The 13,742-nt window shown below is 53.1% G+C and carries 14 protein-coding genes and 3 tRNA genes; 7 read left to right on the top strand and 10 right to left on the bottom strand.

What is annotated here, in order from left to right; genetic code table 11:
- Positions 1–4: 4 nt before the first annotated feature.
- From A0G03_RS06050 to A0G03_RS06025, 7 genes are all read right to left on the bottom strand, one after another.
- Entirely contained in the window at positions 5–2,500 is a 2,496-nt protein-coding gene (locus A0G03_RS06050) for a TonB-dependent siderophore receptor (RefSeq protein WP_048258733.1), read from the bottom strand.
- A 145-nt stretch (positions 2,501–2,645) separates the two neighbouring features.
- Complete coding sequence (locus tag A0G03_RS06045; RefSeq protein ID WP_048258734.1) at positions 2,646–3,623, bottom strand: FecR domain-containing protein; 978 nt, start codon at positions 3,621–3,623, stop codon at positions 2,646–2,648.
- The gene (locus A0G03_RS06040; protein ID WP_048258735.1) at positions 3,620–4,162 is read right to left on the bottom strand and encodes a sigma-70 family RNA polymerase sigma factor; all 543 of its coding nucleotides are present in this window, start codon (positions 4,160–4,162) and stop codon (positions 3,620–3,622) included. Before A0G03_RS06040 ends, A0G03_RS06045 begins: the two co-directional genes overlap by 4 nt.
- A 48-nt stretch (positions 4,163–4,210) precedes the next feature.
- Positions 4,211–4,357, bottom strand: coding sequence for a hypothetical protein (locus A0G03_RS21850; RefSeq protein ID WP_157860048.1), 147 nt, complete (start codon positions 4,355–4,357; stop codon positions 4,211–4,213).
- Between the two features lie 33 nt (positions 4,358–4,390).
- Positions 4,391–4,870, bottom strand: a complete 480-nt coding sequence (locus tag A0G03_RS06035; protein WP_048258736.1) for a discoidin domain-containing protein — start codon at positions 4,868–4,870, stop codon at positions 4,391–4,393.
- A gap of 202 nt (positions 4,871–5,072) precedes the next feature.
- On the bottom strand, positions 5,073–5,516 hold the full coding sequence (rimI, locus tag A0G03_RS06030; protein WP_048258737.1) for a ribosomal protein S18-alanine N-acetyltransferase: 444 nt from the start codon (positions 5,514–5,516) through the stop codon (positions 5,073–5,075).
- Positions 5,467–5,898 (bottom strand): DNA polymerase III subunit psi, encoded by a 432-nt coding sequence (locus A0G03_RS06025; RefSeq protein ID WP_048258738.1) that lies wholly within the window; start codon positions 5,896–5,898, stop codon positions 5,467–5,469. The genes rimI and A0G03_RS06025 overlap by 50 nt, the downstream gene beginning before the upstream one ends.
- A gap of 159 nt (positions 5,899–6,057) precedes the next feature.
- On the opposite strand from A0G03_RS06025, the gene rsmC reads away from it, so the two are divergent.
- Positions 6,058–7,104: a 16S rRNA (guanine(1207)-N(2))-methyltransferase RsmC gene (gene rsmC / locus A0G03_RS06020; RefSeq protein WP_048258739.1), complete on the top strand. Its 1,047-nt coding sequence runs from the start codon at positions 6,058–6,060 to the stop codon at positions 7,102–7,104.
- Positions 7,105–7,125: 21 nt separating this feature from the next.
- On the opposite strand, the gene A0G03_RS06015 is transcribed toward rsmC, so the two are convergent.
- Complete coding sequence (locus tag A0G03_RS06015; RefSeq protein ID WP_048258740.1) at positions 7,126–8,118, bottom strand: aldo/keto reductase; 993 nt, start codon at positions 8,116–8,118, stop codon at positions 7,126–7,128.
- 113 nt (positions 8,119–8,231) lie between these two features.
- Here A0G03_RS06015 and A0G03_RS06010 point away from each other — a divergent pair, with 113 nt between their 5' ends.
- The 4 genes from A0G03_RS06010 (at position 8,232) to A0G03_RS05995 (ending at position 9,652) form a co-directional block, all read left to right on the top strand.
- Complete coding sequence (locus tag A0G03_RS06010; protein WP_048258808.1) at positions 8,232–9,137, top strand: LysR family transcriptional regulator; 906 nt, start codon at positions 8,232–8,234, stop codon at positions 9,135–9,137.
- Positions 9,138–9,240: 103 nt separating this feature from the next.
- A tRNA-Leu gene (locus tag A0G03_RS06005) sits at positions 9,241–9,327 on the top strand.
- Between the two features lie 77 nt (positions 9,328–9,404).
- Positions 9,405–9,491: transfer RNA gene (locus A0G03_RS06000), tRNA-Leu, on the top strand.
- Positions 9,492–9,565: 74 nt separating this feature from the next.
- Positions 9,566–9,652, top strand: a tRNA-Leu gene (locus A0G03_RS05995).
- A 120-nt stretch (positions 9,653–9,772) separates the two neighbouring features.
- Here A0G03_RS05995 and A0G03_RS05990 read toward each other — a convergent pair.
- A complete protein-coding gene (locus A0G03_RS05990) occupies positions 9,773–10,063 on the bottom strand; it encodes a DUF1435 domain-containing protein (RefSeq protein WP_048258741.1) in 291 nt (96 codons plus the stop codon).
- Positions 10,064–10,169: 106 nt separating this feature from the next.
- Entirely contained in the window at positions 10,170–11,072 is a 903-nt protein-coding gene (locus A0G03_RS05985) for a LysR family transcriptional regulator (RefSeq protein WP_048258742.1), read from the bottom strand.
- Between the two features lie 128 nt (positions 11,073–11,200).
- Between A0G03_RS05985 and budA the strand changes: the two genes are divergently transcribed.
- Together budA and alsS are read left to right on the top strand one after the other, a co-directional pair.
- Positions 11,201–11,983: an acetolactate decarboxylase gene (gene budA, locus A0G03_RS05980; RefSeq protein WP_048258743.1), complete on the top strand. Its 783-nt coding sequence runs from the start codon at positions 11,201–11,203 to the stop codon at positions 11,981–11,983.
- A 21-nt stretch (positions 11,984–12,004) separates the two neighbouring features.
- Positions 12,005–13,684, top strand: coding sequence for an acetolactate synthase AlsS (alsS, locus tag A0G03_RS05975; protein WP_048258744.1), 1,680 nt, complete (start codon positions 12,005–12,007; stop codon positions 13,682–13,684).
- Positions 13,685–13,742: the final 58 nt, after the last annotated feature.

Below are 13,742 nucleotides of genomic sequence, written 5' to 3'. Positions count from 1 at the left end.
GCGCTTAGAAATTCCACTTCGCGGTTAGCATAAAATTACGTGGGTCGCCGTAATAGTTATTGCCGCTGAGGTGGCGGTTATTCAGGTTCAGGAGGTAGGTTTTATCCGTCAGGTTATTGCCTACCAGATTGAAGCTCAGGTTTTTGCTGTGCTGATAACGGATATTGGCGTTAAACAGCGTGTAGCCGCCCTGATGCAAGCCATAAACCCGATTAGGGTAGGTTTGTGTCTCGGTTTGTGCCGTCATTCCCGCGCCAAGCGTCCATTGGTTCAGCTCACCTGGCAGGTTGTATGAGGTGTACAGTTTGAACATATGCTTCGGCGTGCGTGGGCTGAACTGCGCGGCCTTTTCGCTCGCGCTTCCTTCAAGGTATTTACTGTTAGTCAGGGTATAACCCGCCTGAACCTGCCAGCCTTCAGCCAGTTTCCCCGTGATATCGAACTCGACTCCCTGGCTGCGTACCTTGCCTTCGGATTGCGAGCAGCTTGTCCCGATCAGGCAAGATGAACTATCCGCGACTGCCATCGCTCGGTTCGCTTGAATGATGCGGAACAGCGCCAGCGAGGTATTCAGATCGCCATCAAAGAACTCCCCTTTCACGCCGGTTTCATAGTTGGTGCCAGTAATGGCGGGCAGCAGTTTACCGTTGCGATCTTTTTCGCTTTGCGGCTTGTAGATCTCGGCGTAGCTCAGATACCAGGTGTAGTTGTCGGCAAAGTCCCACAGCAGGCCACCGTAAGGCACAAACTCATTGCTGGCATGCAGGCTGCTGAGCGAAGACGTGTTGCGAATATGGTTCGTGAAGTATTCGTCATAGCTATAGGCGCTGTAGCGGCCGCCCAGAATCAGCTTCCAGTCATCCGCCAGTTCGAATCTGGCTGTGGCGAATGCGCCGCGCTGGTACAGATTAAAGCGGTCATTGTAGTTATTGCTGTAGAGACTCGCATTTGACCAATCTGGCTCTGCCAGCGAATTGGGCTGCCAGTTGAAGATGTTCACGGCGCTGGTGTTGTTGATACGGATGTGGTTGTTATCGAAGTTCTCTTTCTGATAATCACCGCCCACCACCAGTTCATGGTTGCGTCCCAGTAGTTCAAACGGACCGTTCAGGCTCAGGTTGTAGCCCCACTGTTCAGCCTTATTGTCGTAGCGTAGGTTATTGTTCAGCGACGAATTTCCCGTCGCCGGGTTCACGCCGCTCGTGCCGTTCATGATTCCGATATAGCTGCTTGCCGCGCGGGAGTGGACATAATTCAGGGCGGTTTTCAGCGTCCAATCGTTATCAAACTGATGCTCCAGTTCGATGAACGGATTAATTTTTTCAAATTCGATACGGTTCCAGCTTGCGCCCAGATAGGTCGAACGGGGCAGGTTCAGGCTGCTTTTATTGGTGGCAAATGGGACGCCATACACATCAGGCACGCCTCGGGTCTTTTGCCAGTTGATACCGCCAGTAACGGTAGTGGACGGCGTGAGGTCGTAGGCCAGCGTGCCGAACAGCACTTTTCTTTCACTGTGCTCGTAATCTTTAAAGCTTTGCTTATCTTGATAAACACCAACGACACGGCCGCGCAGGCTGGCATCGTCGTTCAGTGGCCCAGAGACATCGAGTTCGCTGCGGTAATTATCCCAACTGCCTGCGCCCACGCTGCCAGACGCCTGAAAGTTGTGAGTCGGCTGTTTGCGCACCAGATTCACGGTACCGCCGGGTTCACCATTTCCCTGTGACAGGCCAGAGGCCCCGCGCAGGATTTCGACACGATCATAAATCGCCAGATCGGGAGATTCGCTTGAAGACTGCACCGCCCCCATGTTGGATACGCTGTTTTGGCTGGAAAAGTTAACGCCGTCTTCCTTGATATTATCCATCACGAAGGCGCGCGATTCGTATTTCACCTGATAGCTATTCTGATTGACCACGTTGATGCCGGTGGTTTGCTTCATAGCCTCATCCAGCGAAGTCATATTTTGATCGTTCATCTGCTGGCGCGTTACGACGCTCACCGACTGCGGCGTTTCTCGCGGTGACAGATTCAACTGTGTCGCGGTGTTCATGCTTCGCGTGGTGTAGGACTGTGTGCCTTCGGTCACGCCATTGCGGTTGACGCCTGCCACGACCAGCATTTCATCTCCTTGCGGTATTCTCTGTAAGCGCCAGACGTCGTTAGGCTGCGGAATCACCTGAAGCCCGCTCCCAGCCAGCAGCGCTGAAAATCCACCATCGACGCTGTAATTCCCTTTTAGGGACGGCCCGGTTTTTCCTGTCGCCAACTGTGCATCGCCGACCAGATAAACGCCCGACTGGGCAGCAAACTGGTTGAGTTGCTGGTTAAGCGGCCCAGCAGGGATGGAATACGTTTTGGTTGCCGCAGCAGTTGTCGTTTCTGTCGCCGTTGCGGTGGAATGCACAAGCAGCGGTGCACCACATAGCAACAGATGAACGGCAATCGCCAGTTTGGACGGTGTGCGCTGTGTAGAGAAAAATGGAATCAATGCCATGAAAATTCGCCTTCTGACCCAGAGTAAAAATTGGTGGTTTTACTGTGAATCGAACGACAGTGGAAAAAGGGGAACTCAAAAGAGAAAGTTTTTGTCTGTATTCAAAAAACGGTATCTAAAAAGGGTGACGGGTATGAGAGCAATATCAGCGTGGCTCGACGGTCACCCACCACGGAAAACGTTGATGGATACGGACCGGGAAGGCCTGCGCCAGCATGTTCAACGCCATGTCGGTATCGGTTAACGGGAAGGTGCCCATCACGCGTAAATCAGCGATGGCAGGCTGGCACGCCAAATAGCCGTGGCGATAGCGTGACAGCTGTGTCACGAGTTCTCCCAGCGGCATATTGTCCGCCTGTAGCACGCCGTGTGACCAGTCGGCATCGTTCTGCTGGTTGGGCAAGATGTCACCCTGACCGTTCGCGTTAAAACGCAGGTGATAGCCTGAATTAACCCGACGCGCAGTGGAAGCGTATGTGGCGTTGACGTCGACGGCATGCTGGTAAACGGCTAGCGTGGTCGTGTCCGATTCCTGCGCGACGCTGAATCGCGTGCCCAGAGCCTGCAAGCGCCCTTGTGCCGTGGTGACAAAGAAAGGACGGGCGTCGGTGGCAGTATCAATCAGAATATCACCCGCCAGCAGAGCGATTTCCCGATGCTGGTCGCTGTAGCGGATATCAATCGCGCTGGCAGTGTTCAGCCACAGCCGAGTGTTGTCCGATAAGGTGAGGGATTTGATTTCTCCTACCGCACTGTGATGATCGGCTGTCATCGCCAGCAGCGAGCCTTTCAACGGTGTATGGCGGTACGTCAGCCAGGAAAGCAGCGAGCCAGTGCTGAGCAGCGCAGCCAGCTTGAGTGCACGGCGGCGGCTAATTGATTTAGGTTGGTGCAGTAGCGTATTCAGTGCGGGCTGCTGACCATCGCCGCGCAGTGGTTGGAAACGCTGACTGACCATTTGTACGTATTCCCAGGCATGACGATGCTCTTCGCTTTCCTCCATCCAGCGCTGCCAGTGGTGGTAATGCTCATCGTCAGGTTCCCGATCGCACAGTTGGGCGTACCATTGCGATGCCTGCTGCAAGGCAATAAAGCTGGGTTTATTGATGCTGGGTTTACTCATGAATGAACAGCCTGACCGTCCGCGTCTATCTCCGCTTCCAGCAGCACACAGTGCAGCATGGCCTGCGCCATGTATTTTTTCACCATGCGTTCGGAAACGCCCAGCGTCTCGGCAATTTCCCGATAAGGTTGCCCCTGAACCTGCGCCATGATGAAAGCAGCACGCACCTTCTCTGGCAGCGCACGCAGCATCGCATCGACCTGATACAGGGTTTCGAGAATGATATTGCTGTCTTCCGCCGACAGCGCAACCGGCTCCGACTGTTCGGCTAACGAGGTGAGCCAGACCCGCTCAATTTCGCGTTTACGCCAAAGATCGACGCACATACCCTGCGCCATCACGCTCAAATAAGCTCGCGCACCGGCATGGTTGTCGAACTGCCGTGGTTTCAGCAGCAGCCGTAAAAACACATCCTGTGCCAGATCGGCCGCGTCACACAGATTCCCCAGCCGTTTACGCAATAGCCCCTGCAACCAGCCGTGATGCTGACAATAGAGCTGATGCATATCTGCTGAGGTATCAATATTGGCTGATGACATGTCTGGTGCCTGAAACGGAGCGATAGGAGGTCAAATTTCAGGCGCATCTTAGTTGAGAATGATTTTTATTTCAACGCTAAGGAAAATGTGGGTAACGATGAAGAAGGAGAAGGCGAGGTGCGGGGGGACAACAAGGCTGGAAAGCACCACACCCGTTAGCAACTGCTGGTGTGGTGCTTTCCACGAAATCGGCATGAACTAGCCTGAGCGCCAGACTATCCCAACCCGTTACTTAATTGCCTGAGAAGGAACCTGCGCAGCGCTGTTAAAGCTGATCTCGTTGATGGCGCTCCACTTGTTCACATCGGTGCCAAACGTATCCAGCTTAAAGAATTTTGCTTTAACGGCAGGGAAGGTGAATTTTTCACCGTCTTTGGCATTGCTGGACGTGACCAGATTGTCGGCCAGTTTTTTCCAGGCTTTACCATCGGTGGAGTAGGAAACGGAGAACTTCAGCTTGCGCTCGTCCGCTTTGAAAGGAACCAGAACAAAGTTCTCAACGGATTGTTCTTTATCCAGTTCTAACTGAACCCAGCTCTCACCATTTGCCGCCCAGCGCGTTTTTACGTCGCCGTCGGCAATATTGGCAGGCTTGTGGCCCTTGTCTGAATCATAAGCGGAGGCCGTAACCGCCGTGACTTGTACCGCGTAAGCGGAAAGAGAGAATAAACCGCACAGGAGCGTCGTGGCCAGAGTGTATTTTTTCATATTATTCCTCGTAGATAACGGATAAACCATGGCATGCCTGCAAACCAGAAACATGAAATGGAACCTTATTGTGATAAAAAAGAAACGAGGTTTTATTTATGACGATCACGTTGCGGGGATTTTTCTGTCGGGAAAAAAGGCAGAGCGGGACGGGGCGCACATTATGGCACCCGCCTTGTCGCGAGGAGTATAGGTAAAGCCGTTAACCGAGTGGCAGCGCCATGAGAATGGCGTCTTCCCGACCCTGTGCCGCGGGGTAGTAATCGCGGCGCACGGAGACTTCGTTAAATCCCAGGCTTTCATACAGCGCGATAGCCCGTGCGTTTGACTCGCGGACTTCCAGCCACAGCGTCACAATACCGCGCTGCTCCATCTCGTCGATCAGGTGTTCCAATAGCTGTCGACCTAGCCCCTGACGCTGGTGGTCGGGATGCACGGCGATATTGAATAACGTTGCTTCATCCAGCACCACTTGCGTGATGGCGTAGGCGGCAAGCTTCCCGTCGTGGTTCAATTTCAGATTGAAATAACGTTCACCCTGATTGCTGATAAACGTTTTTTCCGTCCAGGGAAAGGCGTGGCTAGCTTGTTCAATTTTAAAGGCTTGTGCCAGATCGGCTGGCGTCAGAGAAGATATCGTGTTCATGTTCACAGATCTGTTGCCACAGCGCCCGTTTGGCGTCGGCATTTTGATAAAGTTCGGAAAGCAGAGGGCTGGAAAGCTGAACGCCCTGTAGCGCAATGGGCTCCGCGATGCCCAGCCGCCAGCTATGGCAGCGTGCATCGGCGGGCAACATCTCTATCTGCTGCGGCGTCAGGCGGTAGGCTTGCGCAGGGGTGAGCGCAAGACTGTGCAGAACGTCGGTCAGTAGCGGTTCATCATCGGCCAGCGGTTCGGCGGAGACGATCACCAGACGCACCTGATCGGGCAGACTGACGGCGATTTCGCCTTGCAGCACCGTCGGGCGACGCAGGGTCCACTGCGTAATCCCCAGTTGCTGTAGCAGCCTGTCACGTCTTGATTCCATGCGTTATCCTGTCTGGCGTGCGAGAAAATGATTCGTGCCTATGCTAACAAACCCCGCCATGCTGCGCCAACGTCGGTGCGGTTATTTCCTCTCCGCTCTGCAACTTCGAGGCCGAAGCGTATATAATCCCCCGTTCAATGATTAAGGAGCCGTAGCCCGATGTCCGCATTAACCCCCGCCAGTGAAGTCATACTGCGCCATAGTGACGAATTTCTTTCACGCCGAGTTCTGTTTGCCGGTGATTTGCAGGATACCCTGCCCGCGCAATTTGAGGCGGCGTCGGTACGTGTCCATTGCAACCAATATCACCACTGGCAACAGATGGCAAAGCCACTTGGGGATAATGCTCAATACAGTCTGGTAGCGGACGCTGAGCTGGTGGCGGATAGCGATACGCTGATTTATTACTGGCCGAAGAGCAAACAAGAAGCAGAATTCCAACTGTGTAACCTGCTTTCACTGCTGCCGGTCGGCGCGGAGATTTTCGTTGTCGGGGAAAACCGCAGCGGCGTACGCAGCGCTGAAACCGTGCTGTCTGACTTCGTTGAACTGGTAAAAATCGACAGTGCGCGTCGCTGTGGGCTTTACCACGGTCGAATTGATAAGCAGGCCAGCTTCACACTGGATGAGTGGTGGGACGAATATGTGACGGACGGCGTGACTGTCAAAACGCTTCCGGGCGTCTTCAGTCGTGATGATCTGGATCCAGGTAGCCGACTGCTGCTGTCTACGTTTGAGCCGCATATGAAAGGCAAAGTGCTGGATATCGCCTGCGGTGCGGGCGTGCTGGCATCGGTGCTTGCGAAACAATCACCGAAAATCCGCTTGACGCTGAGTGATGTCAGCGCCGCAGCGGTGGAGTCCAGCAAAGCTACGCTGGCGGCGAATGCGCTGGAAGGCAGTGTGATTGCCAGTAACGTCTATTCAGACATCGATGGCCGTTTCGATGTGATCGTGTCCAATCCGCCGTTCCATGATGGCTTGCAGACTAGCCTGCAAGCCGCGGAAATGCTGATTCGTGGTGCGGTGACCCATTTACCGATTGGTGGACAGCTACGCATCGTCGCTAACGCCTTCCTGCCTTATCCGGCGCTGTTAGATGCCGCATTTGGTAGCCATGAAGTGTTGGCGCAGACCGGACGCTTCAAGGTGTATCAGGCCACCGTTGGACGCCCTCCGCGCACAGGCAAAGGCCGCCGCCGGTAATCTCGATTACTGATACGTCCGTTACTGATTAAGCGCCGCCATACTCTCCTTGCCGTAGCGTTCACCTGCTGCGGCATCGGGCGGGAAGATGGCATTAATGGCGGCCAGTTCCTCTTTCGTCAGTGTGACATCCAGCGCCGCAACGTTCTCTTCCAGATAGCGGCGGCGTTTGGTGCCTGGAATCGGCACGATATGTTCGCCCTGCGCCAGTACCCACGCTAACGCCAACTGTGATGGTGTGACCTGTTTTTCCTGCGCCAGTTGGTTAATTTTCTCTACCAACTGCAGGTTTTTTCCGAAGTTTTCCCCCGAGAAGCGTGGATTGGTGCGACGAAAATCGTCGGCAGCCAGATCGTCCGGGCTACGAATTGCGCCAGTCAGAAAGCCACGCCCGAGCGGGCTATAAGGCACAAAGCCGATGCCCAAACGCTCACAGGTGGGCAGAATCTCGGCCTCCATATCGCGCGTCCACAGTGAATATTCGCTCTGTAACGCCGTAATCGGGTGCACACGATGTGCACGCTCCAGCGTGGTGACGGAGGCTTCACTCAGGCCGATGTAGCGAATCTTGCCTTCTTTAACCAGCTCGGCCAGCGCGCCCACTGTCTCTTCAATTGGAACCGCCGGATCAATACGGTGCTGATAGTAAAGATCGATAACGTCCGTACCGAGCCGCGTCAGGCTGCCTTCCACCGAGCGACGGATATAATCCGGTTTACCGCAGACACCGCGAGCGTTGGGATTTGCCGGATCGCGCACGATACCGAATTTAGTCGCCAGAAAAATCTGCTCGCGCTTGCCTTTTATCGCTTTGCCCAGCAGCAGTTCATTGGTGTGAGGGCCATACATATCGGCGGTATCCAGCAAGGTGACGCCCAGCTCCAGTGCGCGATGCAACGTGGCGATGGACTCTTTTTCATCCTGCGCAGTAGAGTAAAAATCACTCATTCCCATGCAGCCTAGCCCAATCGCTGAAACCTTTGGACCGTTAGCTCCTAATTTGCGCTGTTGCATTGTCATCTTCCTCATCTCGTTGGCATTGAAAGCAGTCTGGTTGTTTATCCAAAAAAGATAAATACCGCTTTTTATGCAACACTATTCAAAAATAACCAACAATGGTGGTGGCGATGGATCATATTCAAGCGATGCGGGTTTTTGTTCGTATTGTTGAACTGGGCAGCTTTAGCCGTGCAGCGGAGCGTCTGGCGTTACCGCGTGCGACGGTGAGCAACACCATCAAACAGCTTGAAGGACGGCTGGGTGTACGTTTACTGCAACGCACGACCCGCCAGGTGCACATCACCGATGAAGGGCGCGTTTATTATGAACGTTGCCTGCAATTGCTCGCTGAAATTGAAGAGCTCGACACGCTTTTCACACAGCAAAAGCTACAGCCGGTTGGTAAAGTGCGGGTGGATATGCCGCACTCTCTGGCGCGGGAAATCGTTGTTCCAGCATTGGGTGAGTTCTATGCGCGTTATCCGCAAGTGACGCTGATGCTGAGTGCTAACGATGCAGCGATTAATGTGCTGCGTGAAGGCGTCGACTGCGTGCTGCGTGCCTGGCAAACGGATGATGAGACGCTAGCGACCCGCCATTTGCCGTCGATGCCGCAGGTCACCTGTGCGTCCGCTGACTATCTGGCGCGATATGGCGTGCCGCGTTCGCTTGATGACCTGTCGGGGCATCACATGGTGGGTTATTTCTCTCTGCGTACCGAGTTCCTCTATCCGCTGGAATTTATGTCTGGCGACGAGCGTATTACGCGTATGCTGCCCGGCACGTTGCAGGTAAACGGTGCTGATGCCTATATCGCAGGTGCGTGCGCTGGGCTGGGGATTATTCAGGCGCCGCGTCGTGGTCTGCGTCCTTTTCTTGAAAGCGGAGAGCTGGTAGAAATTTTGCCGGAGATACCGCCGCCCGCAATGCCGCTTTACGTGATGTATACACCCGGTCGCTTTCTTGCGCCGCGGATTCGGGTGTTCATAGAATGGCTCGATGAACTCTTTACGCGCAACGCCGTTGTGAGATGATGAATTTTGCAGCAAACCCCGCATTCCAGAGGAAATAATCATTGACGTGAACGCGAAAACCTCTAGAATTCGCCCCCGTAGTGATATTGCGTAAAGCAGTGTTGCGAAGGTGGCGGAATTGGTAGACGCGCTAGCTTCAGGTGTTAGTGTTCTTACGGACGTGAGGGTTCAAGTCCCTCTCTTCGCACCAACATCACTACGACGGTTCTGGTTTGTCGAACCGAAGCAGTAATCAGTATTGCGTGACCAGAAATACATGACAGAATTGCGAAGGTGGCGGAATTGGTAGACGCGCTAGCTTCAGGTGTTAGTGTTCTTACGGACGTGAGGGTTCAAGTCCCTCTCTTCGCACCATGTCGTGATAGGTTTGCCGCATAAGACAGTTATTGCATAAAATAGTACTGTGTAAGACAAGCAACGTTCTCAGTGCGAAGGTGGCGGAATTGGTAGACGCGCTAGCTTCAGGTGTTAGTGTCCTTACGGACGTGAGGGTTCAAGTCCCTCTCTTCGCACCACCGAACGCCTCGGTATCTTCCTGATTTTCCTCTCTGTTTATTCTCTTTTATCTTATTCTTAGCTATAGCGATTTTCTGCGTTTGTTGGCCATTCCGTGCTGTTTATCATTCCGCGTGTGTTTATAACGTCGTCAAATTAAACATGACGGATAGCGCCGCCAAACCGCCAGCCAGCGCAATGCAGGATGGCAGCAGCAGATAGTGGCGCAGACGTTGATGAAACAGCATGGCGAGGGTTGCCAATAAAGCGATGGCGATAATCACTTTCAGGTGCGTCAGGTTCAGATTGAGCAGCGCTAGCAACGGCATAATGGCACAAGGTAACAGCACGCCCCAGGCACTAGACAGATGCTTCCCCATACACCAGCTCACACCCCATAGCCCACAAGCTGTGATCATTGCTGTCAGCATTTCTCCACCCGTCAAAAATGATAATGATAACTAATATCATATAAGAATTTATATCAATTACTAGTTTTTTGACGAGCAGATTGCTGGAATTTTCTACTTAGCGGCATTAATCGGAATGTTGGCGACTTAGATGCTGGCGTATCAGGTGGATCATGTTCACGATCACGGCCGATCGTTCATGTTTACGCCAGATAGCCGCAATTTGTGTATGGACTTCGGGCATGCCGATATCATGATAGGTCACATTATCAGCCTTAATACAGGCGAGCGACTCCGGTATAAGGGTAATGCCGAAGCCTGCGGCGACCATCCCGATGGTGGCCGTCAACTGTGGGGCAAAGGGACTCGGTTTGGGACCATAACCTGACAGGTAGCAAGTCCGAATAATCATATCGTGTAGCCCCGGACATACCTCGCGTGGGAAAATAATCAGCGGTTCCTGGCGCAACTCGCTTAGCGAGACCTGCGTTTTATGGCTAAGCGCATGCCCAGCAGGTAACACCAATTTCATTGGCTCTTCGGCCAAAATTTCCCCGTTAATATCATCACTGAGATCGCAAGGTAAGCGCAGAAATGCGATGTCGATATTGCGTTCTTGCAGCGCGGTGATGAGCAATGCTGGGTTTTCTTCCTTCGGTAGCGGCTGAACATGAGGATGCTGCTGGCAGTAGCAATGCAGCAGCCCAAGCACGGTGGGATGGAACATGGCCGACGGTGAAAAGCCCACGTTCAGGCTACCTTTTTCGCCTCGTGCAATGCTTCTTGTCCGCGCGATCGCCGAATCGGTGAGTTGCAGAATCCGGCGCGCGTCCTCATACAGTGCTTGTCCCGCCTCCGTCATTTCTACGCCGCGCGTCAGCCGCTTGAACAGCGGTGTACCGATCTCCTGCTCGAATTTCTTGATCTGCTGGCTGAGGGGCGGTTGTGACATCCCCAGATTTTCTGCCGCACGAGTGAAATTTCGGGCTTGTGCAACGGCGACAAAATAGCGCAGGTAACGTAGTTCCATTCACGTAACTCCATATCTTTCCGATCTTGAAATGACCTTTATTGCATATTGGAATTTTGTTCTCTCCTGCGTCAATCTTTATCTAAAGATTAGTAATATTTAAGTAATTAGGCGGTGAGAAGGAATGTATGAAAACGAGTATCGGTGAACAATCCTGTGAAGAAGCCTTTGCTAGCTACGCTTATGACTTTCGGCAGGAGCACGCAGACTGCGTTATTTATCAGACCTCATTAATGAGTGGGCTAATAAATGGCGTATACGAAGGTAGCCGAACGATGGCTGAATTACTGAAGTATGGCGACTTTGGATTAGGAACATTTAATAGTTTGGATGGGGAACTGGTTGCATTAAATAGTCAGATTTTCCAACTGTTATCTGATGGTAGCGCACGGGCAGCGAGGCCGGAGCAGAAAACGCCATTCGCGGTAATGACGTTCTTCCGCCCGACGGAAACGATCCGTTTTCATCGCTGGACCTCACGTGAAGACGTACATCGCCAGATCGATGAGATCGTAGGAACGGACAACCTGTTCTGTGCGTTGCGGATTGATGGACGTTTTCGCTGTGTTGAAACGCGTACCGTCCCTCGGCAGTGCCGGCCTTATAAGCCGATGCAGGAGGCCATTGAAGGGCAGCCGACGTTTCATTTTGAACACCGGAACGGCAGCGTTATTGGGTTTCGCAGCCCAGCTTATACTCAGGGAATTAATGTCGCGGGTTACCACGAACACTTTATTACTGACGATCGCCAAGGCGGTGGCCATATTCTGAATTATGACGTTGAAAACGGCACGCTGACATTTGGCGTGATCGCCAAATTGATCATCGACCTGCCTCAGGATCGGGAGTTTCTCAATGCCGATCTGTCATCAGAAAACCTCAATAGCGTAATCAAGTCAGTAGAGAGCTAGTCATTTCATCGGAGTCATGTCATGGAAAAGTCCACCGAACAGCAAAGCTGGAGCAGCGGAGCCGAGCTGATTGTAAAACACTTAGAAGCGCAGGGCGTGAAGCATATTTTTGGTATTCCCGGCGCAAAAATTGATCGTGTGTTTGATGAGCTGGAAGACTCGACGATTCAAACGATTCCAGTACGGCACGAGGCGAACGGCGCGTTTATGGCTGCGGCGATAGGACGCCTCACAGGGAAAGCCGGCGTGACGCTGGTGACATCCGGCCCCGGCTGTTCCAATCTGGTGACGGGATTGGCGACGGCAACCGCAGAGGGGGATGCCGTCGTGGCGCTGGGCGGAGCGGTTAAAAGAGCGGATAAGCTCAAGTTGACGCACCAGAGTCTGGACACGGTTAGCCTGTTTCAGCCAGTCAGTAAATTCAGTGCGGAAATCACGGCATCTTCTGCAATATCGGAAGTGTTGGCGAATGCATTTCGGGCAGCAGAAAGTGGGCGGCCGGGGGCGGCGTTTGTCAGCCTGCCGCAGGATATCGTCAATGAGCCGGTTATTAGCCCGATTCTGGCCTGCCCGCATTTACCGCTGTTAAACGGCGCGCCACATAGTGATATTGCTGAAGCGGCCAAACGGCTGCGGCAGGCTAAAAATCCAGTGTTGTTGCTCGGATTAATGGCCAGCCAGCAGGAAAATGCACAGGCGCTGCGCCGTTTTCTGCACCATAGTCAGTTGCCGGTGACCAGCACGTATCAGGCTGCTGGCGTAATCGACCAGCAACAGTTCAATCATTTTGCCGGCCGTGTCGGACTATTCAACAATCAGGCTGGAGATAAGCTGCTGCAACAGGCGGATGTGATTGTCACTGTGGGTTACAGCCCGATTGAGTATGATCCATCGTTGTGGAACAACGGCAAGGCGACGCTGATTCACATTGATGTGCTGCGAGCTGAGATCGACAGTGCCTATCGCCCTGATATTGAGCTGCTCGGAAATATCGCGATGACGATGGACACGTTGAATGCCTGTATCAGTGAACCTTTTATCTTGTCTGCTGATACACAGTCTGTATTGCAGGATCGTCAGCGCCAGCGGCACGATCTCAGCACGCGTGCCATCAACATGACAGGATTTGCAATCCACCCGCTGCGTCTGGTGCGGGCGATGCAGGATATCGTGAATGAGGATGTCACGCTGTGTGTGGATATGGGGAGTTTCCATATTTGGTTGGCGCGTTATCTGTATAGCTTCCGGGCACGACAGATTCTGATGACTAACGGTCAGCAGACCATGGGGGTAGCATTACCGTGGGCGATAGCCGCATCGCTGGTACAACCCGGCAAAAAAGTGGTCTCCGTTTCCGGCGACGGTGGATTTATGCAATCCAGCATGGAGCTGGAAACGGCGGTGCGCCTGAAAAGCAATCTCCTGCATATCATCTGGGTGGATAACGGCTACAACATGGTGGAAATCCAGCAACTGCACAAATACCATCGCCCTGCGGGCGTGTCGTTCGGGCCGATTGATTTCAAAGCCTACGCAGAAGCGTTTGGCGCGAAAGGATTTGCGGTAGAATCTGCCGATGAATTGATTAGCAAACTCCGTCAAGCAATGGACGTTGATGGCCCAGCGGTCATTGCGATTCCGGTTGATTATTCGGACAACCACTGGCTGATGGGGAATTTGAATATTAGTGTGCTGATTTAGTGTGTATAGATTTAGCGTATATACATGTTGTGCCCGCACAGTAACGAGAGCGGGCACA

It is taken from the genome of Pectobacterium peruviense (genome assembly GCF_002847345.1).
Classification (GTDB): Bacteria; Pseudomonadota; Gammaproteobacteria; order Enterobacterales; family Enterobacteriaceae; genus Pectobacterium; species Pectobacterium peruviense.
Note: the sequence above shows the minus strand (reverse complement) of the source record. Positions and strands in the feature narration are given on the sequence as shown.

Bases quoted from the DNA above. Each gene is read 5' to 3' on its own strand.
- A0G03_RS06035 (WP_048258736.1), bottom strand. From the start codon at position 4,870: ATGAAAAAATACACTCTGGCCACGACGCTCCTGTGCGGTTTATTCTCT.
- rimI (WP_048258737.1), bottom strand. From the start codon at position 5,516: ATGAACACGATATCTTCTCTGACGCCAGCCGATCTGGCACAAGCCTTT.
- A0G03_RS05985 (WP_048258742.1), bottom strand. From the start codon at position 11,072: ATGGAACTACGTTACCTGCGCTATTTTGTCGCCGTTGCACAAGCCCGA.
- A0G03_RS06045 (WP_048258734.1), bottom strand. From the start codon at position 3,623: ATGAGTAAACCCAGCATCAATAAACCCAGCTTTATTGCCTTGCAGCAG.
- A0G03_RS06025 (WP_048258738.1), bottom strand. From the start codon at position 5,898: ATGGAATCAAGACGTGACAGGCTGCTACAGCAACTGGGGATTACGCAG.
- A0G03_RS06015 (WP_048258740.1), bottom strand. From the start codon at position 8,118: ATGCAACAGCGCAAATTAGGAGCTAACGGTCCAAAGGTTTCAGCGATT.
- A0G03_RS21850 (WP_157860048.1), bottom strand. From the start codon at position 4,357: ATGCCGATTTCGTGGAAAGCACCACACCAGCAGTTGCTAACGGGTGTG.
- A0G03_RS06050 (WP_048258733.1), bottom strand. From the start codon at position 2,500: ATGGCATTGATTCCATTTTTCTCTACACAGCGCACACCGTCCAAACTG.
- A0G03_RS05990 (WP_048258741.1), bottom strand. From the start codon at position 10,063: ATGCTGACAGCAATGATCACAGCTTGTGGGCTATGGGGTGTGAGCTGG.
- alsS (WP_048258744.1), top strand. From the start codon at position 12,005: ATGGAAAAGTCCACCGAACAGCAAAGCTGGAGCAGCGGAGCCGAGCTG.
- A0G03_RS06040 (WP_048258735.1), bottom strand. From the start codon at position 4,162: ATGTCATCAGCCAATATTGATACCTCAGCAGATATGCATCAGCTCTAT.
- A0G03_RS06010 (WP_048258808.1), top strand. From the start codon at position 8,232: ATGGATCATATTCAAGCGATGCGGGTTTTTGTTCGTATTGTTGAACTG.
- rsmC (WP_048258739.1), top strand. From the start codon at position 6,058: ATGTCCGCATTAACCCCCGCCAGTGAAGTCATACTGCGCCATAGTGAC.
- budA (WP_048258743.1), top strand. From the start codon at position 11,201: ATGAAAACGAGTATCGGTGAACAATCCTGTGAAGAAGCCTTTGCTAGC.